The organism is Candidatus Bathyarchaeota archaeon, from assembly GCA_026014685.1.
Classification (GTDB): domain Archaea; phylum Thermoproteota; class Bathyarchaeia; order Bathyarchaeales; family Bathycorpusculaceae; genus Bathycorpusculum.
In genome coordinates this window covers 1-21,956 of sequence record JAOZHW010000007.1, presented here as the reverse complement: position 1 = coordinate 21,956, position 21,956 = coordinate 1, and the positions used below count along the sequence as shown (strand labels likewise).

Sequence of the window (21,956 nt, the reverse complement as noted above, 5' to 3'; positions counted from 1 at the left end):
CCCAAATCTACCCATTTTTACACCTTCCGCAACTCAAAAAATTTTCGTAAATCCCTTAAAAAAACAAGGAAAACTAAAGGTGTTGACTGATTAACTTTGTTAAATTGATAGCGGAGAGGTCCCTTTTACATTGGGGGCAGGTTTTTTGGATTTCTTGTTTACCGCCCACCTTGAGAGGTCCGCCGCAGTGGCAGCAGAAATAGGTCAAAATTTGCCCTCGTTCACCCATCTCTGCGATTAGCTCTTCAAGCGTTAGGGGGTGGGCGTTTTCTTTGGTCTTTTTGCGTGCCGTGTCAGCTTTTTCCTTCACCGCCGCCACCACTGACGGGTCGGTGCTGGTTGTGAAGTATTCGCATCTTGCGCTTTGCACGTATGGCTCGTCTAGTTCGGTGCCGAAGAGTTCACAGTTGCCAACGTGGAAAAATACGCAGGCTAAGCAGCTGTTTTTTCGGTACTGGGCGTCCAAGGTTTTGTAGCAGGAGGGACAAACTTCGACTTGTTTTCCGTCTTTGACTGTGGAGAGCGCAATGCCGCGGTAGGTTCCGCCGCAGACCTGACAAATCGGCTTCATACCACCTGACGCCGCATCTAAGACTTATTTAGATTGCCCAAGAAAAAACCGTTTTTTGCTGGAGTTGAGGATGGGTCTGGCACCCTACACCTAACCAGATTGCCACCCTCAGGGCTTCAGCGAACTTTAAGGAGAGGTTAGTTGCTCATTTGGCAATAGTAGCTTTTCTCAACTTTAATTGAAACCAGTGGACCATGCCGTTGAGCGATTTCAGTTACTCTGCGAAGTGACTCGCTCAGTATACTGAGGGTTTGCTCTTTGGTGTTGATGTCTTGGTCTGCGTGTTTTGCGAGCACCGTTTTGATGGTGTTTTCTGCGATGATTGCGGTGCCGCAGATTTCACCGTTCCGAATCAATGCAGAGGCAACGAGATTTGTTAATTCGTCTCTGCAGGCAAGTTTAGTCCAGACTGCTTCACCTTTGGCGAGTGCCTCTTGGGTTTTGATGGTTTGGGCGGCTTTGGTTGTTCCTCCACCGATGAGGAGGTTGAATCGTTCTTTCCATTTCTTTAGCCAAAGGCCTGTGTAGAAAGATAGAAACGCTTCTACTTCTGCTCGGTCTAAGCTTGGAAGTTGACCCATGGAGTCTGCGTCGTTGTTTTGGTTTGCTGGGTCGGCGACGAATTTGAGGTAGTTTGTTGCATCTTGGGTTGCGACTTGGAGGACTTTTCGGTCTGCACCCATGATGTCGAGCATTGGTTCTGCGTCTTTGATTTTTATTGCGAGCAGGGTTTCTATTTCTTGGATGTACATGTTATTTTGTTTCTCCTTTCTGATGTCGGGTTTCTCTATACTCCACTTCGGCGTCGCTATATAACTGGTTTAGTCCCCTTGCAATTATATTCCCAATTTTTACATATTACAACCAGTCAAGCAACCTTTGCCCAGTTCAAAGTGATTTTTAGGCATAAATTAAATACTTCAAGAAATCAATCTGATTACATGGGTTATCCGCCTCGAATAAAGACTCCGAAAGGCAGGGAATTTCGTAAACCGCTACGAGAACGGAAGAAAGAGCGAAAACGTAGTTTACCCCATCGGCAGCTTCCACAACAAAAGCCACTGACAAGCGAGCAGGAAGTGACCGAAGCCACACTTAAGCGGTTGCACACTTTGGGTAACCAAAAATTTGCCTCTACCCCCTTCAGTGACCACTATGACCGTTGGCGCACAAACGTAGAAGCCGTGCTAGCAGAGTTTGAAGCGCACCCAAACATCACCCCAGACGACCAGTACATTGAGGAACGCACCGACACACTCGCAAACATCAAAATCCAACTCGAAGAGAGACGACAAAAAGAAGCCACCATAGACCAAAAAATCAAAACCCTCACCTACCACAAAAGCAACCTGCAACAAATCAACACCCAATACGCCACCCTGGCAGGCGCAATCAAAACCAAACAAAACCACGAAATCAAACGTCTCAACCGCCAGATTGAAAACCTCAAACGGGAACAGGAAAAAGTTATCCGAATGAAAACAGGCTTCTTCCACGGCATATCCAAGAAGAGCCGAGAACAAAAAGAACTCGATATAGCCCAACAAATAGCGGATAAGCAAAGGGCGCTTGAGTTGGCGCTGCTGGAGTTTAACGCTCAAAAAAAGAAGCTACAGGACGATTTTGAGAGAAAACGGGAACCTGTTCTAAAAGAGATTAAAGCTTGTCAGAGGGAGGTTTCGGAATTGGAGACGGATGGCTCGTTGGAGATGAGATGGTTTGCCTGCGAAGCTCTCATAGACTCCATCAACACGCTGCTGCAAAGAAAAGCCGCGCGACCCACGGATTAAAAGTCTTCTTTTGTCAAGCGATAAAGGTACCACTCTAAGCGTTTAGCGCCGTTTTTTTCGTAGAATTCCTGCGCGGACTTATTCCACTTAAGCACCGTGAACTCGATTCTTCCGCAGCCTTCACGTTTAGCAACCTGTTTGAGGAAGCTAAACATTTTCTCGCCGATCCCTCGCCCGCGGTATTCCTCTAAGACGAAGATGTCTTCGATGAACAGGGTGGGCAGCGCAAGGAAGCTTGAGTATGTAAAGTAGTGGATGATGTAGCCGACGTATTTGCCGCCGAACTGGGCGAGGTAGGCGCTGTATTTTGGGGCTTCTGAGAGGCAATCTCTGCGTAGCCGTTCTTTGGCGTCGCCAGTTGGGGGTGCAAGTTTTTCGTACTCGGCAAGCTTATCAATTAAGCCTAAAAATTCGTTGAATGTCTCTGCGTTAACTTTGCTGATGGCAACCAAATTCTCGTGAGCCATACCCTTTATTGCTGATGTTAAGATAAAAATTTGTTGCAGCTGCTTTTCCTACAATATTGTAGTAATTATTTATTAGTAACAGTTACAAGTAAATATTAAGGGAAAAACATGACTTCGGTCACAGTAACAAGACATTCACAAGTCACCATACCAAAAAAAATCCGTGAAGCAGCAGGGATAGCGGAGGGCGACAGGGTAAAAATGAAAGTGGAAGGAAAAAAGATAGTTATCGAAAAAACAAATGAGACATGGGAAAACTGCACTGACTTTTTACCTGACGACTTCGAAAAGACCCTAAAAGCGCTCCGTAGCGACTCAACTAGTCGATTCAAGCGACTTGGACTGGTGCCCTAATGGTGCCAAAAAGCAAGAAACGTCAAGAAGACATCAAAACTGTGTTGGTTGACACTTCAATAATCGTAGATGTAGACCGAGGAAAACAAGAGGTAATTAACCTCTGCAAACAATTAACCAGCACCAACAACGCCTTCATAAGCACCGTTAGCGTCTCAGAAATCTTGACAGGATCATACCTAAGAAGGGATTATTCAGCAGCCATCAAAAAAGCAGAAAAAGTGCTTGACCAATTTCGCTGGGTGCCCTTGAACGGGGAAGTCGCCAAAATAGTTGCTGAGCTAAACGCATACCTAATCTCAAAAGGGCAGCCTATAGAATACCAAGACGTAGCAATTGCCGCATGTTTTTTAGCTGAAGGCTGCGATATTCTGCTTACTGAAAACAAAGACCACTTCGACAGGTTACCCAACCTTAAGGGCAAAGTTTTAACTCCGAAAGAGTTCATACAAAAGAAACAATAGTTTCTATGCAGGCGGGAAATTGATGCCTATCTGTCGTACTTAATTGAGTACAGGAGGTTTCTGATTTCAGTTGCTTCCTTCTGCGTTAACTCCGTCTTAGCTGCAGCATCATTAACGTTTACCTTGAGGTTTACCACGTCGTCTTTGAGTTGAGCTACTGAGGCGGTTAAGTCGTCGAGTTTTCGGTTAATTTCCATAAGAATCGGCATATAGTCAACTTGGGGCTCAGGTTTTGGGGCGGCGACTTCTTGAGGGGCAGGCGCTGCTTTGGCTTCGGCTTCTGCTTTGGCGCTTGCGGCTTGCAGGGCGGTGATGCGTTGTTGGTAGAGGTCGGCGCGGTCGCGGTATATTTTGCTAAAACCGTGGTCGGGGTATCGTTCGACGAGTTTGTTGAGGCGGTCTATGGCTTTCTTGTAGAGGGCGATGGCTTTTTGGGTTTCGCCTTGTTTTTCAAACTCAACCGCATCCGCAACAAAGGTCATGGCGGTTTTTTCTAGTTCCTGAGGCGCACTCATAACAGTAACATTTCAAAACAAACCCTCTTAACTTTATCGCCATTGAACGCGAGCGGCCATGATGAAAAGTGAAATGCTTACTACCATTTTAGGCTAAACTGTGTTCTTCGATGTCTTCTTAGAATCAACACAAGAATAGCCAACAACACAATTATTACTGAAACTATTATCAGGGTAAGCATAGGTTGCAATGGTGATTCTTGGGGTTTATCAAATGTTAGAACCAAACCAAAAGGACGATTACTGCCAATTAACTGTATTTGGGTTTCTGCTAAATTCCCATTTAAAAGGCGATATTCAAGTTGGGTTAAAATTCCAAGGTTATTGATTGAATACAAATGAAGATTACTAAAAGAGGGGTCGATTTTTATTCTAACATGTGCCGACGAATTTGAACTCCAACCAACCCAAGAATAACCAGAGTAATTTCCGCTTATTTCATCTAAGCCATAGCGTGATTCTACGGGGATAACCAAAGCATAAGTTCCCAAATGTGTGTTGGCTTGAGTTGTTTTTGGGACTTCAATTTCATAGTGTGTTGATAGTGAGAAAGTGTTAGGAACTGGTGATATTGACCAGTTAATGTTTGGCAAGTCAGAATCAAAAAGGTGAGTAAACACTTTATCCCTATATGTCCAATTGAGGTCTTCGCCATCCATCTTTACTTGAACATTTTTGCTGTCAATCGGTACCGGATAGTAAGCATCGATTCTGTTGTATGCCATCCTTATTGAGCCGTTATTGTATGTGTCACCAAACTTGTAAACTGTTGTTGTTTGATAGATTGAGTCAACCGTTGCGTAAGCTTCATTTGATTGTGAAATTTCAGCGTTGATTTGAATGTTTGGTACTGTAACAACCACTGGGATATCAGGCGGTATTGACGGGTTAGCAGTCGCCAAGTTCAATAGGGCAAGTTGAAAACTAATCGTTAGAATCAATGTAACTGCTAATTCAGTTTTCCGCACCTTACCCCATAGCATAGTTAATTGTTGGATTACTTCTGGTTAAAAGCGTTCTTATTCACATTCCTTGCCAAGCATAGTTTCTTGACTGCAAGTTTTGGCGACGGGGGACTTGAACCCGCGAAAGCCAGTGATTCAATAGAGTTGACTGTTCCAGTTTTGGAACGTTTAACCTGATTTTGTTCCATGAGTAGAACTAAAGGGGCCCTCGGTCTATTGGAACAATATCAGGAGAATAAAGCAAATGATTAGCAACTCAAACATGCACAGAAAAATCGCTATAGCTTCTATAGTTATAATGTTACTTCTTTTTTCGCTTGTTGGCGGTGCGTTGATTCTGCTCAACGAGTTAAACCAGTTAGCCACAACACGAATTAGCCTCAGCTTTCAACGCCAAATCTATGCGTTGCGAGGAGAAGGCTCCCGAATACAATTTGAAGTGAATTCTATTGGGGATAGTGAGAACATAACGTTAAGTGGTGAGGTTAGCTCGAGCAACGTGACTTGTAAATTTAGGCCTGCTGCTGGCGCGTCAAATTTTACAAGTACATTATACATTAATGTTCCTGATTCTACGCCAATTGGAAACTATACCGTTACGGTTTTTGCCTCTGGCAGTAGGCAGGTTGCCGGCGCTTCGTTGATTTTGTCAGTCTTGAATAATGAAAGAGTAACCGTATCAGGGGTTGTAAGCACTGCTTCTGTTTGCAATTCCTCCATATCGATCCCGTATGGAATGTATTTCATTAATATGCAAACTGGCTTTGAGACATACCTTGATTTATTGGGATACTGCCCATTCCGCATTGACAGCCCAAATTACCCATTTACCCTTGTCAATCACCCCTCAGACCGTTATTCCACAAGTTTAGCGAATGGACAATCCTACAAAGTAGTCATCGGCTACTTTTGCGGTACACAGGGCAACATGTCTGCAGGTGAAGCCCTCCTTGGCAACTTTACTGTCCATGCACCCGCAGGGGGGACAGCGATTCACAAGGACTTCCCATAAATCCCCTAATTTTGGAGACGCCCTTCCGCAAGGTTGAACCCAGAGCTCAGCTTTGGCTGATTTATGGGAATCACGTTGGTTTGGGGCGTGAAAGGATTCAGATTATATTGTAATTTGGACTCAGGTTCAGGGTGGCGTGTGCGAAGAAATTGAGATCTATAATATGGGGAATCCACATAGCCGAAAACGAATATTGTGATTTTTTGTTGAAGGGGGAAAAGAACATGAGAGCCGCTACTGATTAATTCTGGCAAAATAATTTATTAGAAAATTATTAATGTGCCTTCAGGATTACCTCAAGGAAAGGGTATAGTCATGACTTCCACTCGGGAAAAAATCCGCGAAGGATTAACTATAATTGATTGTACCGTAAAAAAATATGAAAAATGCTCTGAAGGAAAATTTGTCAAAGAATATATGAATATCTTGAATCGACAAAGAGTTGCTGCAAAGCAGAAACCTGTTTGGCACAAACTAAGAGAATCACGTAGTGCAAAAGATGGTTTGACCAACCTAAGGGACTGGCTAAAGTATTCACTTACCTATACCATACATATTTCAGCTCATGGTGGAAAAGATGAGAAGACTGGCGAAACAATTCTGTTGGCTGGAAATAGTCCGTTTTATTTAAAAGATCTGGATGATATCTGGTCAGACAGACCTAGTTCTGAAAAACCCTGCTTAATTATTCTGTCGGCATGTGGGGCAGGTCATAAGGATTTGATAAATAAATTATCTAAAGAAGGTTGCAGATATTGTATTGCGCCAGTGAGGGAGACTAATTGGGAACACTCCGCCATGTTCTCAACTTTATTTTATACTTACCTATTTTACGGGCCAAGGGGAAAATATGAGCCAATGCTTTTGACTGCTGCTTTTCAAAAAGCTAGAAACCGCTTACCTGAACTCACAGGAAACTGGAAAATGTTCGATAATGGAAAAGAAGTATCTGATCTCGCAATCGGATTTGTAACATAGCAAATTCCTGATCATCACCCGATTTCGTAAACCCTCTGGTTATTTTATCATATTGGTGGCGGGGGTGGGACTTGAACCCACGAAGCAAGGGAGATATCACCCGCATAACCCCTTTTTTATTTAAAAGAAGGGTTACCTCTTTTTTGGAGTATCAAACTACCCGTGATAAGTAATTTTTTGAGAAACTTTTTTGCTATATATTAGTTGTCGTTGCAAGAAATTCACATATGTCCGTTGTTTACTATCAAAGAGCATTTCTACTGATTCAATATAAAATGGTCTCTAGTTAAAACCAAGAATTTACAGAAAACTGAAAACCTAAACAACTTAAAGATTAATGCGATGGCCACTTACCGACGGATCAGCTATCTTAAATTATTATAACCTGTTCCGATTCTGTTACGGTAGGTTTATTCTGCCGTTCAATGAGACTGTTACTTTTCGGTTGATGACGTTACTTAAGCTGGTTCAGATGAAGCTAAAAGGGGTGTAGCACCAAAATCATGAAACGAAGCGTTAAACTCGGTTTTCAGTTCGACCATTAAAGAGGATAAGTCTCGGATTTCCCAAGATACTAACTTCCAATAACCCCTCTGCTCTTCTGCCATTTGTATTTGTAAAAGTAAATGCCTTGCATCTGATTTTATTTTTTTCCCTGAAGAATAATAAAACATCCGATGCTGTGTCAAATCTTTATGGACGTTACCTGTTGTTTTAATCTCAAGATAACTAACTCTCGTTTTTTGCTTTAACTCAAAATCAGGATACCCACTTGAGGATAACTTCGATATTTCTAAGGGTGTTTTCTTTATTTCTTCAACAATCTGTGTTTCAAGGTTTTTTCCAATGTCATTTATTCTTGCTCCTGTATATCTTTGTCCAGCTTTTCCAGCGACTTTTAGAAAATTATTTAATGAAAGAGTTAAATGTCTAACTAATTCTTTATCTTCAGGTGAGTTTTTGTCTATTGGTATAATTTTAAATTTACAAGATTTTGAAACTACTTCTGAAAATGATATATGACCTACTTTTTTATGGAGCAAAAAAACGCTTTCCAAGTCTAAAGGCTTATCTTCTGTCTGCATAACGTAGCAATTTGTTGAATGTATATAAAACATTTACTGCTTAAGAAATTTCAGAGCTACCTTTTTCTGCAAAAAAATCTTCTTTTTTCTGATTTAGCTCTTTTAACCTCTCATTAATCCTGCTATTACCTATAGTTACATATTTTTCGTCAATTTCTGTACCGATAAATTTGACACCTAAAGTTAAACATGCCAAAGCAGTCGAAGCAATACCCATAAACGGGTCATACACCACGGTATCTTCTTTAACTCCGTGCAACTTTATACAAAGATAAGGCAATTTTTCTGGAAAGATAGTTGGATGTAGAATTGGTGAAAAACCACCTTGTTTATTTTCATAACGTATAAACCAAACGTTACCTCTATCCCTTAAGTCTCTTTTCTCTTTCCATCGTGTAACATTGCTTTTATGTTGATAAGGTACACCAATGGCTAATTTGTTTAACTGGACTTTCCCGTTTTTGGTAAAATGAAAAATATATTCATGGCATTGGTTAAGGTAAGTATTGGTATTTATTGGCTTGAAATGCCCAAAAGACATATCGCCATTAAGACTATGGGTTTTTACTGATGTATCTTTAGGCAGGGAAATATGTTTTATCCAATGGATTACATTTTGTAATTCAAAATGCTTGTTAAATTCTCTTGCCACATCAAATTCGAGCCACGGGTCACTTGGTCTTCCACCAACATTTAAGAAAAATGAGCCATCATCCTTTAGAACACTTTTAGCAGTTTCAGCAACTTTTCCCATCCATGTTAGATACTCGTTTCGCTCTTTATCGTCTTTATATTTTGAATATTTTTTGCTTAGGTTGTACGGGGGAGAGGTCACTATCACACTAAAAATTTTCTTATTAAGCCTATTCATGAATGTGAGACAATCTTCTGAGTAAATGTGGTTATATTCTATTTGCGTTTGCCATCTCTCCTGTTTTATGCCTTAATGTTATCTAATAAGTCGTTTAACACATCATCAAACGTTAGCTTAGAATTTCCTTTTTCGCTTATTAGTCTTACTTTATACCTGTCAAGGCGGTTGTATGTTTCTATTTTGAGAACTACATTGCGCGTATTGACTTCTTTTCTTCGTTGCACCAGTAATTTCTCCAATAGTTTAGATGTGGTATGTGTATTTAACGTTTTTGCCACATCAATTGTTTTTACCACTTTAACCATGTCTGCTGTATGTAATATTTCCAATATGGTCACAATATTTTAATGTGTTAAATCTATTGAGTTTGGTAATGTGATAGTATTGGAAGTAGATTTCACCGATAAATCAAAGAAAGGGGCTCAGGTGTCATATCCAACAAATTCGGATAATTCTGTTTATAAGCTTTTGAATGCGCTTTTTTGTATACTTTCTATTTCTTTCCAAGAGCTGATCTCCATAAACCCGTCTTTTGTTTGGGCAAAGGCTCCTGAGATTTTGATTGTTTGCCCTACTTGGACTTGTTGTATTTGTTTACCGTGCAAGTTCAGTGTTATTCTTCCTGTGTCGTCTTCGATTACTGCTTTAGTTTTGGACTTAGCTACTACTTTAGCCACTACTGTAAAGTTACCAATTTCTAAGGTAATATCTCGGATGCAAAGGTTTGGTGCCCTGTTAGTCATTGGAACTGTTAATAAGGAAAGTCGGTATTAAAGCATCTGAAATTAAGCTATTAAAAGGAAGGTCTCTAAGGAACCCAGCTATGTTCTGTCTTTAAGAACAGCCTTCGAGCTTTTCCTGTTGTATTTTATTTACTTCATTTCTGTTGTTTTCCAGTAGTAATTTGGAAGTACACAGCTAAGTATGGTTTTTTGCTTCAAGGTATACATAGTTCTTACTATCCTAAGTTTATCCTTCAAAATATATTTTCGATAGCTTAGAATCGTTTTCCTGTAAGATGTGTTTGGAAGCTGAAAAAGAAATTCTGGAAGGGAAATCTGTTTGTATGTTAAGCCATTTTTACTATTCTTTTACTACTGCAACTTGGGGTTAACTGATGGGAATAGATTATGAATCGTGTAGTGCATAAATCATGTTTGGATTTAATATGTTGAATGGAGTTAGGAGAAATCAGTCCAAATAGACTGTTTGTTACTATTTGGATATTTATCGAACGCTTTTCTAATAACTTAAACACTTAAGGTCTCTTTAACCAAAAGAAAAAGTTCTATTTTCTTGCTTTAAGGCATTGATATAACAATTTTTATTCAAATTAATGTTCGAGTCGATTGGTATTTTGAATTTCTAAAGAAGGATAGTTGTAGGTTGATTGCGATTTACCCATTTGAATTAGTTATTGACAAAGCATTAGTTATTGACAAATTCTTTAGCCTTAAACAGGGCATCATGGTTTCTTATGTCACTTTTGAAACTGTTTTAGAATCGCAGAAAAACAGCTAAACCTTAACTGAAAAAGTTTAAGTGACATCTAAAAAACAATGTCTACTCTAAGATACTCAATATTCTTCCAGTCAAAAGGCTCATTTTTCAACAACTTTAGAGATTTAATAGTGACTTAGATTTGATAGTGTTACTGAGAACTTTTACTGAAGAAGCACTTTTAGATCAGAAAAGCTCTTGGCTGCTTTCTTTCCTTTCTCTGTTAAAGAGTAATAGGCTTGAATTGGCTTGCTCGGTACAACCCTTCTGCTCACTAAGCCGTCTTGCTCTAAGCATTTAAGATTCGATGATAATGCTCCTCGACTTGAAATTAATTTTGTAAGGTCAGCAAACCTGACTTCCTTATTGCCGATAAATAGCAGGATTTTAACTGAAGGATCATCAAACATCTTTGATATTTGCACCATATAGCCCTAACTAATAAAGAGAGGCTTACCCGTTGAAAACATCGTAACACTCACGTAAGAACTAAGTTCACCAAAAAGAACTTATGCAAGATGAGAGCAAATAAATTGATGTCAGAATGCACAAACTTGGTAAAAACGAAAAGTCGCTTGCAGGCGAATTCTTCACAGTAGCTCAATTATTTGTACATGGTTATTTAGCAACACCAACTTTGGGAAAAACTAAGCACATGGACATCTTTGCTGTTAACCCAAATAATAGCAAAAGAATAATCGTAGAAGTAAAAACAACTGATGAAAAAACCGGACTTTACAACACTAAACCTTTTGGTTCAAACTATGAATGGATTATGGATAAAAAAAATGAAGATATAGTTGACGACAACTTATTCTATTGTTTCGTGCTTCTGCGAGAGAATCAGTTGCCCAGATTTTTCATAGTTCCGAGCAGAAATGTGGCTGAATATTTGAAATGGGAGCATGAACAATGGATGAATTATCAAAGACCAAATGGAGAGATGCCTAAAGAAACTACCATCCGAACTTTCAGAGTTGGTTTGAAAAGTTCTAACTACGAAATAGGTTTAAAATATGAAGACAATTGGAGTTTTCAAGAATTAGACAAAAAAAATATTTTAACACCAGTTAAAGATTATACCTTAAAGACATTCAAAGCAAACAACTGGGAATTAACCTTTGAAAAGGACCATAATATCGGCAGCACTGAGTATCGAGTAAAATTATTAGAAAGCGGCAAGACGCTAAGGGCATTAAAGCTACCTGAAGAGCTTTTCAACATTTATTTAAATGGTTTAACAACAGGCACTGAAACACTTGATAAAATAATAAGTTTGCTTTTGATTGTTAACTAAATAACTCAATTTTATCCCAATGCTTATTGGCTAACTTAACCCATTTATCATCCAGGATAAACTGTTTCTTGATTAATTCAATGATCTGTTCTTTGCTAGCTTTTGGTTGGTTTTTTATTTTTTTTAAGATATCGTAAGCTGTGGGTGCATTCCAGCCATCGATGTTTACACAATCAGAATAGGGTGTAGTCCATAGATCAAGAAATTCCTCGCTTGTAAAGCACATACCAAGCTGTTTACACTTGTTAGCAATATGTTCCATCATTTTGCGTCTGTAAGATAGTTCTGGCAATCTGTATCCAGAGAGGTCTTTGGTTCCTTTCTTGAAGTATAAATCATAGTATTTTGTTACCAAATCAGGAGCCTGTTCTGTAAGATATAGCTCATCGAGTTCTTTGATGAGTAGATTCAAGTTTGAATTGAAGAATTGTTTTATACTATGCCAAATTACAGGTCTAATCTTTAACGGAATGGCTGAGCAACATTTGGCTCCAGCTAAAGCAGATTTCTCCAAGCAGTCATCAATTAATTCGTCAGAAAAAAGTGGAAAAATAGGTGAAAGGTAGAGGTTACAGGGTATTCCAGCTTTGGTCATATGTTCTATAGTTTCTAGTCTTTTTCTGTTTGAGGGTGCGTGGGGTTCCAGTTTTTTAAGTACCTTATTTGCAAGTGGTGTAATGGTTAGGTTTACTGCTACAAAGTTTCTTTGGGCTAGAGAACTTAGGATATCGATGTCTTTTTGGATTAAAGCGGATTTGGTTACTATGATTAGTGGGTAACTCAATTCTTCGCAGACTTGTAGGGTTTTTCTTGTTAGTTGGTATTTAGCTTCAATGGGTTGGTAGGGGTCACTGATGGAGCCAAGGCATAGTGGTTCTCGGTGTTTTCCTCTATTTATCCGGTTTTGTAGTTCTTTTTGTAGGATTTCTGGGGAATTAGTTTTTACTTTTATTTCGTTTTGTTTGCAGTACCATCGTGCATAACAGTATACACAGTTGTGTTCACAGCCAACGTAACTGTTACCTGTGAGCCTGTGAGGGAAAATCAGGAAGTTCAAGGGGTACTGGCTGACATCAACCATGAAGGTTTTGCATGCTACTTCTATTATTTTCTTTTCCATGAAATTTCAATAATGAAGCTAGTAATAAGCCTATTGAAATAGCTCTAAGGCATTCAAGAATAATTTTAATCTCAATATGTTGCACATTGGAAGATTCTTAAAAGACTTTCACATTATTATGCAATCAAAGAGGCGATGGCATGGTTAAGCTAACCTTCTATGGCGGCGTTAACGAGATCGGCGGTAACAAGATTCTTCTTGAAGATAAAGATGCGAGAGTTTTTCTTGATTTCGGCATGAGTTTTGGCACTGCAAATAGGTATTTTTCAGAATTTTTGCAGCCGAGAAAGTGTAATGGGTTGGGCGATTTTTTTGAGTTCGGGCTTATTCCGAACCTTAAGGGTATTTATCGACAAGATTTTCTAAAACATATGGGAATAGAAAAAGAAGAGCTTGATTTTGATGGGGTTTTAGTTTCTCATGCTCATGCGGATCATGCTTCTTACATTAATCACTTGCGGGAGGATTTGCCGATCTATTCTTCACCCGAGACTTTTTCCATACTAAAGGCCATGAACGATACGGGCGCTGGAAGTTTTAACGATCTTACGGAGTTAGTTAGGTGTTTTGAGACTTACATTAACAAGAAAGGTGAGTTGAGCCGTAAAACCTCTCAGACTCATGAAGATTTGTTAATTGAGAGAGATTTTCGCACTTTCAAGTTTGGAGAGTCTTTCAAGATTAAACATTTGACTATTGAGCCTTATCAGGTTGATCATTCATTGCCGGGGGCAACTGGATACATAATTCATACTTCTTCAGGAACAGTGGTTTACACGGGTGACTTTCGCTTTCATGGTAGACGAGAGAAAAAGACACAAGAGTTTATGGATGCTTGTAGATCGGCAGAGCCAGATGTCTTAATAATTGAGGGGACACGGATAGACTCGGATTCAGACAAGAAAGAAATTGATGTTGAACAAGAAATTTGTAGCTATACAAGTAAGGCTAAGGGGCTCTCGGTTTGTAATTGGTCAATTAGAGATACAGATCGTATGTTGTCGTTTCTTAATGCTGCAAAGCATATGGGTAAAAAGTTGGCTATCTCACTAAAACAGGCTTATTTGCTTGATCAACTGTCAAAATGCTCAGACACGTTAGCGCCTAAATTGGAGGATGAGAACATAGAGATTTATGCAGCTAGGAAAAGCTGGGGCATGATAGGGGATAGCTCTTGTGATAAAAAGATTCGCAATCAAGATTATGATACTTGGGAGAGGCCTTATCTTGATAGGGCTATTTGTTACCAAGAAGTTCGGGAAAATCAAGATGAATTTTTGATGTTTTGCAGCAACTTTGACTTAAAAGAAATGATTGATGTTAAGCCATGCAAGGGTTCGGTTTACATTAAGTCTGCTTGTGAGCCTTTTGATGCTGAAATGAAGATAGACTGGAACAGAGTCAAGAACTGGATAAACCATTTTGGAATGAAAATCAACAGAACCCATGTATCGGGACACGCTTCTGGTCTGCATCTAAAGCAGTTCATCGACTATGTAGTTCCAAAGGTTGTTATTCCTATCCACACTGAAAATGCAGATGCTTTCAAGAATTGGTCCAAAAAAGTTATTATTCCAACTAAGATTGGAGATAGCTATGCCATTTAGGCACAATTTTCAATTTTCGGTAGCGCAATACTTATGGAAAGGACATTATGATTTGTCAAGTAACTCGTGAATTATGCTTATGGTATATTTTGTAAATCGGCTGTCTTTTGCTAAATTGCCTCTATTTTCAATTCCATTAAGATAATCTTTCCACTTTTCATATATAATCTTAAAATCCCTCTTGGGCACTTTTTGGATTACAGTTGCAGAAGGAGCTTTAACAGTAACATAGTTTCCTAAGAGCGGGCCTGCAAGAAAATTCTCTCCAAAATATCCTTTGTCTTTTGTCCAATTACTTATTTCTCGTTCATTAGAAAGATACTCAGCCAATTCCTGCCAAAAATCTTCAAAGGCCATATTTGGAAATGTGGTCAAGTCGTCAAATTTGTTAACAACAATGCAATTCCAATCAACTGGGATATTTACTTGGATAATTTCTATATCCTCGGCTATTTTGCCATCAGAATAACGCTTGAAAAGATTATAGAATTGCTCATCAGTAAGAAGCAATAATTTTCTATTTGATTTCACTTTTTCAAGCATACTACAAGCATAATAGGTATCTGCAATTTTTCCTGATGGGTTATTTCCACCTTTGGTTATTTGATGTGATTTGACCTCTGCTACAACTTGGTTGTCGCTTGATACAAGATCGAAACTGTGTTGGGCAATTTTTCCATCTTTTTTAAATCCTACAGGTAAATTCTTTTTTGAAAAGCGATCTTTAAATGAATTTTCAAGCCACTTCTTACAAAATTCTTCAGCCTTTTTTCCCCGTTCATGATTTGTTGACATAGGTGGTCTTTTGTTTAATTACCTGTTCACTCGTATAAAAGAATTAAATTAGATCTTACACAGATTTTGTTCTTTGTGTGTAAGACCCAACCGTCCTGTGTGCTCTTCGACCTTTTAGGTCTTCGAGCATTCTGCGAAATTATGAAAACAGAACCGGCGAACCGAGAAGCCACACAGTTGTTACAATCGTAAGTGGTTTATTTTATTATTTGAAGAGTGGAATTGGTTCATGTGATTGGATAGGATAGAACTATCTAACTTTCTTAGTGAGTATCATCTTGAGAACTATCTAACTTTCTTAGTGAGTACTTACTTGAGTACTCCTTTTGGGTTGAGTAGTTATGTGTTGAGTATTATGAGTATGAGTAAATTGCTCTCACAAACTATATCGCTCATTCTCACACACTATATCTCGCTCGTGCACACACGCTATCTCACGTGTTCCTGCAATGCAGTTTTTTTTTTAAAAAAAAAATTAAGAAAAAAGACCATCTAAATCCAAATTTAATTTTTTTGGATGAACAATAATATCGCCTTTTTTGATTTTTCTTAGATTATCTAAGTCTGGCTCAACTTTAATTTCTATAGTTATCAGCCCCATCGCATCTAAATCTTGCAGTATTTCCCAAACTGTTCCTCTAATGTCCGGTATGGCTCGTCCTTCCAGCAATAGTTTTCCGCAAATCTCCAGAAAGTCATGGTCGGCTGTTTCAAGATATTTTTGAAGTTGTTTGATTAGCAACTTGTTTTTGTCACAAAAATCTACCAATTTGCATTCCTCTGTGTTTGTTGTTTGTTCTTAATGTTGTTTAGTTCGTCGTATGCGTGTTTTTCTTTTGCAAGGTCTTCTCTTTGTTTTGCTATCTCAGTGTCGGTTGCATCCCCCTCATCATTTGGCATTTTAGCAGTAATTTTTTCTTCTTTTTCTTTTTGTTGTGTTTTCTTTTTTCTTTGTTCTTTAAAACGTTCAAATTCATCATGGTCTTTTGCGCTTAGTCCTGTTGTCTTTTTTGATAAGATTTCATTTCCTATTTTCATATTTGTTCACCTCACGATATTTTTTATTTAAAGTTGTCATTGCTGACTTCTAGAAAATTCTTGATCGCTTGTCTCAATGCTATACCTACGCTGTCCCGTCTGGCTCCGTAGATTTCTCCTGCTTTTTTTCTAAAGGATTCTTCCAGTTTGGAGTCAATACTAAAGCATATTACACCCAATTAAAAACTCCTCAAAAATCGTTTAATGTGTATAGATATAAATAATTTGGAACTATTTAAGAATTATGAGCATTATCTTCCAGTTTTATTTTTATATTTTATTCGAATTTGGTACATAAGGGGCTTATTCCACTAAAAAACTAAAAAACTAAAAAAATTGGTTTGTATTAAATTACCATTGATTAATTAAATTAATAACTTGTTTAATTGAATTTATTTGAGTCAAAAGTGAATTCCGCTTCATAACCATAAAATTCACCTTCTCTGTCAAATTAGACGTAAGCCTTCTTTTTAGACTTGGCGTTCCTACTATTAAATCAACCCATTTGTGCCAATTTTCCCATTTTTTAAGAATCGGCTGAGTTAAGAACAGATTGATGAAATCATCGTCAGGCGCCAATTCTTTTGCCTCATGTTTTTCAGTCTTAAACGGATCAGCTTGCGATTGTTTTATTTGTTCCTTAAGATAAGGAAACCGCTGGCTTGCCTTTAGAAGACCTTTTGGTATACCTTTGTTACAGATTACTGATTCAAAAAGCGGCAATCGTTTGTCTGCATAATCATAAGCTGCGAAAATTGCACTTCGTTTAGCTATCTCTTTTTGCTCGTCATTTAGATCGTTATACCTTATTGAGAATAATTCTTGATTACTTTCAATAAGAACGGGTATTTCCTTTAAGTAATAACAATGGGGTTCCAGATCTTCTATTTTAACAGGTTCCTTTCTTGGGTTATAGAATGCTGAATCACAACCTTCTTCAGATTGAGGATTCCATGGTAGCTTTAGTTTAAAGATCTCATAAAATGGGGTAGCATGGTAAATTATTGCTACAACCAGCCCCTTTGTAGTGACTTTGTAAGTTAGTTTACTTCCGCGATTTTTGTATTCATCTTGGCGAACAATCTGAATAAATTTTTCACTTAACAGGGCGTCTAAGTGGTGTAACGCGTTAGTTCGTGTGGTATGAGTTTTTTCATAGATCTTTTCATTTTGCAACTCAATTGGGTTGTTGGGGTTGGCTGGCTTTGCCTGAGCAAGATACAAAAGTATTAGCAGTCTTGTCTTGGGCATCTTAAGATTAAGTTCTGAAAAAAAGATGTTTTCGGCTTTGGCATAAACCTCCTCTTCCGTCGATATGCGATTTGGCGAACTAACCCTTTTCTGTTTCATGCTGTCTTTCACTTTATTGTCTATCAATGATTAATGACTATATTCGATAGACATTATAAACTTGTTGACCAGAGTTTTTCCCAGTGATAAAAAATGAATAGAAAAAAAATCTGTAAAAAACCTAAAAATAGAAAACAAGCTTCCTTTGACGAAAAAGTTTTGGACCTTACCACAAGGTACAAACTTGAACCTTGTTGGTTAAGTTCTAAACACAAAAAGAACAGCTACAATAGTGACGAAATATGCGTCTACGACCGCAAGGAATCTTCGGTAAAAATCTTTTCATCAGTAGCCAACATTGAGCAACTAAAGTTGTGTACAAAGGAGTAGATTACAATGCTTCTAGCAAAATACCCTATAACAAACCTAAATCAAGTTATCGGTCAACATCATGTAATCTCTTTTTTGAACAGCAGATTACTAACAAAAGACATACCAAACTTAGCCTTTGTAGGTAATCCTGGCACTGGAAAAACCACAACAGCTGTTTGCTTAGCGCAAGCTCTCTATGGTGAAGACGCCGAATACTATAACTTTAGAATTTACGAAGCAGCAAAGCTTAGCAAGGAAGAAGCCTGCAATACATTGGGTAACTGGATAAGAGGCGGTTTGAGCATAACAACGCATGACATAACGGGCTTGCGCGTGAATTTACCCTTACCGTCATATAAACTAGTAATCTTGGATGAATGTGAAAAACTCAACTCAACAGTTGAAACAATTCTGAGAAAAATGATGGACCCGAAGTATTTTGATCTTGTCAGGTTTATTTTTATTTGGAATAAACCAGACCATCCAGCCATTACAGCACCCCTTCTTTCGCGGCTTACAAAGTTTAAATTTGAGCCAATAAGCCCCCAAGACATGCTTGATAGACTAAATTACATAATTATGCAAGAAAAGGGACCTTTAAGAGTCCAACAACTGAGCCAACGAGTACTACAAACCATACTAACTAATAGAGGTGACCTTCGAGGTGCGATAAATGAACTCGAGCAATACATCTAAGGACAGCTTGTCTCCAGTGGTTCTACAAACAAAAAATCCTAACCAACAACTGGAAAGTCTCACTGGCATAGTAGACTTTTCAGCATACTTTAGAAAAATGACCCCTCTTCAATATATCAAACCAATCTACAGTAAATCAATCACCAGACAACTAAAGACAGGCGAGGTAATCTTTGACAAATCATGGACACTATTTGAAGCTAAGCCTAATTTAAGGTCACACTCTAACCCTCCAATCCTACTCCTTGACACTCAAGGTTTGATAACTCCTGGAAGAAACGCCTATCCCTTGAAGTTATACTCGCCAACAGACCTACTTCCATTCACTGAACTTTGGGAAAGTATGCCGACTGTGGTAAAGAAAAGGGTAACTAAACTGCTTGATTACTACCCAATTAATTCCATAAATTTTGATCCATCAACTCTAATCGACAATAAGATTCTATACGAACCTATTTTACGCTTGGCTGACACAGCGCTTCTAGATAAAATTGACTGGAACAGCTTTGTGGAAAACGAACTTTTGTCATTCCAATCCGAAAAAGACCCGCGACTAAAAACCGTTTTTAAGGCAACGATATTGAGAGGAGTTGACATGCTTTATTGTCCTCATGCGCTTTTATGCACAGGACCAGCAACGGGCAAGAGCTACATTTACGACATTGCGGGAATACGTAGGGATAAAGTAACTCCTGTTTCTCTAATTGGTACTCGCACAGAAAATCGTTACTCTGAAGGTCTGGTTCAAGACCAAACTCTTCCAGTGTGCATCGAACAGCTTGAGAGTCAATCTGCTCATGAAATCTTTAGGTTTATGTTAACTTTCATGGAAAAAGGTAAGGCTAGTGCATCGACAGCTTTTGGAAGCCTTGAAGTTGAAGGTCAATGTACGTTTGTTGTCACTGCAAACCCTACTGGTTATGACACTGATAAAATAGCTTCATTCAGAAGTTTAATCGATTCTTTGGGTTCAAACCACAATGCACTTGGACGACGTATAGGACTTTTAGTTTATGGAGGAGACGGCGTTTACCAGAGGGTTAAAAGCCTACAAAGTTTAGATGAAACAGCATGGAATAGTAGGTTTGAATTCTTCCGTTCCATCGAAGAATACGCATATCCACTGATTCAGAGACTTTTCAAAGATGCAACAGTGAGAACATGGTTTGAAACACCAATCACAAACTATGAATCGAATGTCAATAACCTTGCAAGTCAAATAGAAGACAGGTCAATCAAGGAGTTCCTAAGAACACATGGCTATGGAGCTTACAGGCACATTCGAGGCGGCGCCTTAAACTGTGCAATCATAGATATGCTTCTTGAATTTGTCAATCTAAGACAAAATAACGCTGGAATATCCAAAGAAATCGTTGAACAACTTCTGGTTAAAGCAGACGGCTATGTTGGGCAATTGGTAAACATTAACCTTGAAAGTATAGCAAACATTTCAAAAACACTCGAAACAGAATGGCAATTTCAAATGATGATTTACGAAAAGTTCCCAAATTACCTAAAGGATATCATAGCTACTTTGAAAGCTTACAAAGAACAAAACGTTGAGCAACTTGGAGAAGAAGTACCTTTCGCAAAACTTGAAGGCTACTTCAACCAAGATAATAACAGATACTGGAGTAACGTGGAGTGCAATTTAGCCAACAGCAACATTGAAACCCATAACTTGCTTTTGTCTAAATATTTTGGATTCAAAGTCGTCAAAAAAGCAGACAATGTTTGGTCTGTAGTTTTTACAGATACTAACAAAACAATCTGCATCCCAGAAACTGCCAAATCATAAAACCTGTAATAGAGACGTTAATCGTTGAACTGCCCAAACTGTCATTCTGATAAACTATTCAAGGATGGCAAGCGTCGTTTACCAGATGACAGTACAGTTCAACGTTACCTTTGCAGAATCTGCGGATACAGATTCAGTTTCCCTGAAAGACACAGAATTCAGCCCTCCATAAATAGGACTTCTTTGTACACAATTACTCAACAAGTATGCGACGAAAGGTCGAAAAACTTGTCAACTAAACCCGAAGTCAACGCCCAGCGGGAGGGCGACAAAGAATTCGCTGCAGACTCTAAAGGAGTAATCTTTGAATTCTTATGGTGGATGAAAAAGCAAGGATACGCTGAAGCAACAATAGAAGGCGACGTAAAACTAATAGAGGTACTTGTAAAAAGGGGCGCAAATCTGTATGATCCTGAATCAATCAAAGAAGTCATAGCAAAACAAAGTTGGAGCACAGGCAGAAAAGCTAACGCAGTAAACGCCTACAACAATTTCCTCAAAATGAGAGGAGGAAAATGGACACCACCAACTTATGAAGTAGTCAACAAGATTCCATTCATACCCACAGAAAACGAGCTTGACCAACTAATAGCAGCAGTAACCACAAAAATAGCCACATTTCTATTATTGCTCAAAGAAACAGGGATAAGAAGTGGAGAAGCATGGACACTAAAATGGACAGATTTAGACACTGCAACAGGAACCATACGCATAACTCCAGAGAAAGGCAGTAACCCAAGAATATGCAAACTAAGCCAGAAGCTATTAGCCATGCTCGAATGCTACCCAAGAAAATATGGACAGAAAATCTTTGGTAACCCCAGCAATTCACTTGACAACTTCCGAGACGACTACGCATTCCAGCGTAAAAAAGTAGCTCACAAGCTTAAGAACCCAAGAATTAACCAAATAACCTTCCACACTTTTAGACATTGGAAGGCTACGATGGAATACCATAAAACCAAAGACATACTGCACGTCAAGCAAATACTGGGACATAAAAGCACGGAGAACACAGAAAGATACATCAGTTTAGCTGAAACATTGTTCAAAAACGAAACTGAATACATTTCAAAAGTAGCTAAAACAACAAATGAAGCTTGCATCTTGATTGAAGCAGGCTTTGATTATGTCTGCGAAATTGATGGCAATAAACTCTTCAGAAAACGCAAATTCTAATCATCACCCGATTTCGTAAACCCTCTGGTTATTTTACCATATTGGTGGCGGGGGTGGGACTTGAACCCACGAAGGCCTGCGCCAGAGGATCTTAAGTCCTCCTCCATATCTTAGGTGCACCTTGCGGTGTCTGGCCACCTATTTAGACCTGGCTCGGATACCCCGCCACCAGCATCCGATACTGTTCGG

At 38.8% G+C, this 21,956-nt stretch carries 26 protein-coding genes and 1 tRNA gene; 10 read left to right on the top strand and 17 right to left on the bottom strand.

The window, feature by feature from the left end:
• Window positions 1-73: 73 nt before the first annotated feature.
• Both NWE96_04425 and NWE96_04420 read right to left on the bottom strand, forming a co-directional pair.
• A complete protein-coding gene (locus NWE96_04425; GenBank protein ID MCW3983222.1) occupies window positions 74-571 on the bottom strand; it encodes a hypothetical protein in 498 nt (165 codons plus the stop codon).
• Between the two features lie 137 nt (window positions 572-708).
• On the bottom strand, window positions 709-1,323 hold the full coding sequence (locus tag NWE96_04420; protein MCW3983221.1) for a hypothetical protein: 615 nt from the start codon (window positions 1,321-1,323) through the stop codon (window positions 709-711).
• A 327-nt stretch (window positions 1,324-1,650) separates the two neighbouring features.
• On the opposite strand from NWE96_04420, the gene NWE96_04415 reads away from it, so the two are divergent.
• Window positions 1,651-2,361, top strand: a complete 711-nt coding sequence (locus tag NWE96_04415; protein ID MCW3983220.1) for a hypothetical protein — start codon at window positions 1,651-1,653, stop codon at window positions 2,359-2,361.
• On the opposite strand, the gene NWE96_04410 is transcribed toward NWE96_04415, so the two are convergent.
• Window positions 2,358-2,828 carry a GNAT family N-acetyltransferase gene (locus tag NWE96_04410; GenBank protein ID MCW3983219.1) on the bottom strand — a complete coding sequence of 157 codons (471 nt, stop codon included), beginning with the start codon at window positions 2,826-2,828 and terminating at the stop codon, window positions 2,358-2,360. The two genes, NWE96_04415 and NWE96_04410, sit on opposite strands and share 4 nt — an antisense overlap.
• Before the next feature lie 108 nt (window positions 2,829-2,936).
• On the opposite strand from NWE96_04410, the gene NWE96_04405 reads away from it, so the two are divergent.
• Both NWE96_04405 and NWE96_04400 read left to right on the top strand, forming a co-directional pair.
• Window positions 2,937-3,182 (top strand): AbrB/MazE/SpoVT family DNA-binding domain-containing protein, encoded by a 246-nt coding sequence (locus NWE96_04405; GenBank protein MCW3983218.1) that lies wholly within the window; start codon window positions 2,937-2,939, stop codon window positions 3,180-3,182.
• Window positions 3,182-3,646: a type II toxin-antitoxin system VapC family toxin gene (locus NWE96_04400; protein MCW3983217.1), complete on the top strand. Its 465-nt coding sequence runs from the start codon at window positions 3,182-3,184 to the stop codon at window positions 3,644-3,646. Before NWE96_04405 ends, NWE96_04400 begins: the two co-directional genes overlap by 1 nt.
• 26 nt (window positions 3,647-3,672) lie before the next feature.
• Here NWE96_04400 and NWE96_04395 read toward each other — a convergent pair whose 3' ends face one another.
• From NWE96_04395 to NWE96_04385, 3 genes are all read right to left on the bottom strand, one after another.
• On the bottom strand, window positions 3,673-4,161 hold the full coding sequence (locus NWE96_04395) for a hypothetical protein (protein ID MCW3983216.1): 489 nt from the start codon (window positions 4,159-4,161) through the stop codon (window positions 3,673-3,675).
• Window positions 4,162-4,241: 80 nt separating this feature from the next.
• Window positions 4,242-5,129 (bottom strand): hypothetical protein, encoded by an 888-nt coding sequence (locus tag NWE96_04390; GenBank protein ID MCW3983215.1) that lies wholly within the window; start codon window positions 5,127-5,129, stop codon window positions 4,242-4,244.
• 585 nt (window positions 5,130-5,714) lie between these two features.
• Window positions 5,715-5,846, bottom strand: coding sequence for a hypothetical protein (locus tag NWE96_04385; protein MCW3983214.1), 132 nt, complete (start codon window positions 5,844-5,846; stop codon window positions 5,715-5,717).
• Window positions 5,847-5,877: 31 nt separating this feature from the next.
• On the opposite strand from NWE96_04385, the gene NWE96_04380 reads away from it, so the two are divergent.
• Together NWE96_04380 and NWE96_04375 are read left to right on the top strand one after the other, a co-directional pair.
• Window positions 5,878-6,138: a hypothetical protein gene (locus NWE96_04380; GenBank protein MCW3983213.1), complete on the top strand. Its 261-nt coding sequence runs from the start codon at window positions 5,878-5,880 to the stop codon at window positions 6,136-6,138.
• 315 nt (window positions 6,139-6,453) lie between these two features.
• Entirely contained in the window at window positions 6,454-7,116 is a 663-nt protein-coding gene (locus tag NWE96_04375) for a hypothetical protein (GenBank protein MCW3983212.1), read from the top strand.
• Window positions 7,117-7,574: 458 nt separating this feature from the next.
• On the opposite strand, the gene NWE96_04370 is transcribed toward NWE96_04375, so the two are convergent.
• The 5 genes from NWE96_04370 to NWE96_04350 all read right to left on the bottom strand — a co-directional run bounded on the left by NWE96_04370 (window position 7,575) and on the right by NWE96_04350 (window position 10,985).
• Window positions 7,575-8,201, bottom strand: coding sequence for a hypothetical protein (locus NWE96_04370; GenBank protein ID MCW3983211.1), 627 nt, complete (start codon window positions 8,199-8,201; stop codon window positions 7,575-7,577).
• Between the two features lie 40 nt (window positions 8,202-8,241).
• Complete coding sequence (locus NWE96_04365; protein MCW3983210.1) at window positions 8,242-9,036, bottom strand: site-specific DNA-methyltransferase; 795 nt, start codon at window positions 9,034-9,036, stop codon at window positions 8,242-8,244.
• 101 nt (window positions 9,037-9,137) lie between these two features.
• Window positions 9,138-9,404 (bottom strand): hypothetical protein, encoded by a 267-nt coding sequence (locus NWE96_04360; protein ID MCW3983209.1) that lies wholly within the window; start codon window positions 9,402-9,404, stop codon window positions 9,138-9,140.
• Between the two features lie 129 nt (window positions 9,405-9,533).
• On the bottom strand, window positions 9,534-9,818 hold the full coding sequence (locus tag NWE96_04355; GenBank protein MCW3983208.1) for a hypothetical protein: 285 nt from the start codon (window positions 9,816-9,818) through the stop codon (window positions 9,534-9,536).
• 921 nt (window positions 9,819-10,739) lie between these two features.
• Window positions 10,740-10,985: a helix-turn-helix transcriptional regulator gene (locus NWE96_04350; protein ID MCW3983207.1), complete on the bottom strand. Its 246-nt coding sequence runs from the start codon at window positions 10,983-10,985 to the stop codon at window positions 10,740-10,742.
• A gap of 134 nt (window positions 10,986-11,119) precedes the next feature.
• Between NWE96_04350 and NWE96_04345 the strand changes: the two genes are divergently transcribed.
• Complete coding sequence (locus NWE96_04345; protein MCW3983206.1) at window positions 11,120-11,872, top strand: hypothetical protein; 753 nt, start codon at window positions 11,120-11,122, stop codon at window positions 11,870-11,872.
• Here NWE96_04345 and NWE96_04340 read toward each other — a convergent pair.
• Window positions 11,865-12,992, bottom strand: a complete 1,128-nt coding sequence (locus NWE96_04340) for a radical SAM protein (GenBank protein MCW3983205.1) — start codon at window positions 12,990-12,992, stop codon at window positions 11,865-11,867. The genes NWE96_04345 and NWE96_04340 overlap by 8 nt on opposite strands.
• A gap of 140 nt (window positions 12,993-13,132) precedes the next feature.
• On the opposite strand from NWE96_04340, the gene NWE96_04335 reads away from it, so the two are divergent.
• The gene (locus NWE96_04335; GenBank protein ID MCW3983204.1) at window positions 13,133-14,599 is read left to right on the top strand and encodes an MBL fold metallo-hydrolase; all 1,467 of its coding nucleotides are present in this window, start codon (window positions 13,133-13,135) and stop codon (window positions 14,597-14,599) included.
• Between the two features lie 45 nt (window positions 14,600-14,644).
• Here the strand turns inward: NWE96_04335 and NWE96_04330 are convergent, their stop codons facing one another.
• From NWE96_04330 to NWE96_04315, 4 genes are all read right to left on the bottom strand, one after another.
• A complete protein-coding gene (locus NWE96_04330; protein ID MCW3983203.1) occupies window positions 14,645-15,394 on the bottom strand; it encodes a hypothetical protein in 750 nt (249 codons plus the stop codon).
• A gap of 475 nt (window positions 15,395-15,869) precedes the next feature.
• On the bottom strand, window positions 15,870-16,163 hold the full coding sequence (locus tag NWE96_04325; protein MCW3983202.1) for a hypothetical protein: 294 nt from the start codon (window positions 16,161-16,163) through the stop codon (window positions 15,870-15,872).
• Window positions 16,157-16,432 carry a hypothetical protein gene (locus NWE96_04320; protein ID MCW3983201.1) on the bottom strand — a complete coding sequence of 92 codons (276 nt, stop codon included), beginning with the start codon at window positions 16,430-16,432 and terminating at the stop codon, window positions 16,157-16,159. The genes NWE96_04325 and NWE96_04320 overlap by 7 nt, the downstream gene beginning before the upstream one ends.
• Before the next feature lie 351 nt (window positions 16,433-16,783).
• On the bottom strand, window positions 16,784-17,782 hold the full coding sequence (locus NWE96_04315; GenBank protein MCW3983200.1) for a hypothetical protein: 999 nt from the start codon (window positions 17,780-17,782) through the stop codon (window positions 16,784-16,786).
• A 336-nt stretch (window positions 17,783-18,118) separates the two neighbouring features.
• On the opposite strand from NWE96_04315, the gene NWE96_04310 reads away from it, so the two are divergent.
• The 3 genes from NWE96_04310 (at window position 18,119) to NWE96_04300 (ending at window position 21,767) form a co-directional block, all read left to right on the top strand.
• On the top strand, window positions 18,119-18,790 hold the full coding sequence (locus NWE96_04310) for an AAA family ATPase (GenBank protein MCW3983199.1): 672 nt from the start codon (window positions 18,119-18,121) through the stop codon (window positions 18,788-18,790).
• The gene (locus NWE96_04305) at window positions 18,768-20,588 is read left to right on the top strand and encodes a hypothetical protein (protein MCW3983198.1); all 1,821 of its coding nucleotides are present in this window, start codon (window positions 18,768-18,770) and stop codon (window positions 20,586-20,588) included. Before NWE96_04310 ends, NWE96_04305 begins: the two co-directional genes overlap by 23 nt.
• A gap of 228 nt (window positions 20,589-20,816) precedes the next feature.
• Entirely contained in the window at window positions 20,817-21,767 is a 951-nt protein-coding gene (locus tag NWE96_04300) for a site-specific integrase (protein ID MCW3983197.1), read from the top strand.
• Between the two features lie 42 nt (window positions 21,768-21,809).
• Here NWE96_04300 and NWE96_04295 read toward each other — a convergent pair.
• Window positions 21,810-21,934 (bottom strand) — tRNA-Leu (locus NWE96_04295).
• Between the last annotated feature and the right edge of the window lie 22 nt (window positions 21,935-21,956).

What these genes read in the sequence shown, in the direction of transcription:
- NWE96_04425 (MCW3983222.1), bottom strand. Translation starts at nt 571, where the DNA reads ATGAAGCCGATTTGTCAGGTCTGCGGCGGAACCTACCGCGGCATTGCG.
- NWE96_04420 (MCW3983221.1), bottom strand. Translation starts at nt 1,323, where the DNA reads ATGTACATCCAAGAAATAGAAACCCTGCTCGCAATAAAAATCAAAGAC.
- NWE96_04410 (MCW3983219.1), bottom strand. Translation starts at nt 2,828, where the DNA reads ATGGCTCACGAGAATTTGGTTGCCATCAGCAAAGTTAACGCAGAGACA.
- NWE96_04405 (MCW3983218.1), top strand. Translation starts at nt 2,937, where the DNA reads ATGACTTCGGTCACAGTAACAAGACATTCACAAGTCACCATACCAAAA.
- NWE96_04400 (MCW3983217.1), top strand. Translation starts at nt 3,182, where the DNA reads ATGGTGCCAAAAAGCAAGAAACGTCAAGAAGACATCAAAACTGTGTTG.
- NWE96_04395 (MCW3983216.1), bottom strand. Translation starts at nt 4,161, where the DNA reads ATGAGTGCGCCTCAGGAACTAGAAAAAACCGCCATGACCTTTGTTGCG.
- NWE96_04385 (MCW3983214.1), bottom strand. Translation starts at nt 5,846, where the DNA reads ATGGAGGAATTGCAAACAGAAGCAGTGCTTACAACCCCTGATACGGTT.
- NWE96_04380 (MCW3983213.1), top strand. Translation starts at nt 5,878, where the DNA reads ATGCAAACTGGCTTTGAGACATACCTTGATTTATTGGGATACTGCCCA.
- NWE96_04375 (MCW3983212.1), top strand. Translation starts at nt 6,454, where the DNA reads ATGACTTCCACTCGGGAAAAAATCCGCGAAGGATTAACTATAATTGAT.
- NWE96_04370 (MCW3983211.1), bottom strand. Translation starts at nt 8,201, where the DNA reads ATGCAGACAGAAGATAAGCCTTTAGACTTGGAAAGCGTTTTTTTGCTC.
- NWE96_04355 (MCW3983208.1), bottom strand. Translation starts at nt 9,818, where the DNA reads ATGACTAACAGGGCACCAAACCTTTGCATCCGAGATATTACCTTAGAA.
- NWE96_04350 (MCW3983207.1), bottom strand. Translation starts at nt 10,985, where the DNA reads ATGTTTGATGATCCTTCAGTTAAAATCCTGCTATTTATCGGCAATAAG.
- NWE96_04345 (MCW3983206.1), top strand. Translation starts at nt 11,120, where the DNA reads ATGCACAAACTTGGTAAAAACGAAAAGTCGCTTGCAGGCGAATTCTTC.
- NWE96_04340 (MCW3983205.1), bottom strand. Translation starts at nt 12,992, where the DNA reads ATGGAAAAGAAAATAATAGAAGTAGCATGCAAAACCTTCATGGTTGAT.
- NWE96_04335 (MCW3983204.1), top strand. Translation starts at nt 13,133, where the DNA reads ATGGTTAAGCTAACCTTCTATGGCGGCGTTAACGAGATCGGCGGTAAC.
- NWE96_04330 (MCW3983203.1), bottom strand. Translation starts at nt 15,394, where the DNA reads ATGTCAACAAATCATGAACGGGGAAAAAAGGCTGAAGAATTTTGTAAG.
- NWE96_04320 (MCW3983201.1), bottom strand. Translation starts at nt 16,432, where the DNA reads ATGAAAATAGGAAATGAAATCTTATCAAAAAAGACAACAGGACTAAGC.
- NWE96_04315 (MCW3983200.1), bottom strand. Translation starts at nt 17,782, where the DNA reads ATGAAACAGAAAAGGGTTAGTTCGCCAAATCGCATATCGACGGAAGAG.
- NWE96_04310 (MCW3983199.1), top strand. Translation starts at nt 18,119, where the DNA reads ATGCTTCTAGCAAAATACCCTATAACAAACCTAAATCAAGTTATCGGT.
- NWE96_04305 (MCW3983198.1), top strand. Translation starts at nt 18,768, where the DNA reads ATGAACTCGAGCAATACATCTAAGGACAGCTTGTCTCCAGTGGTTCTA.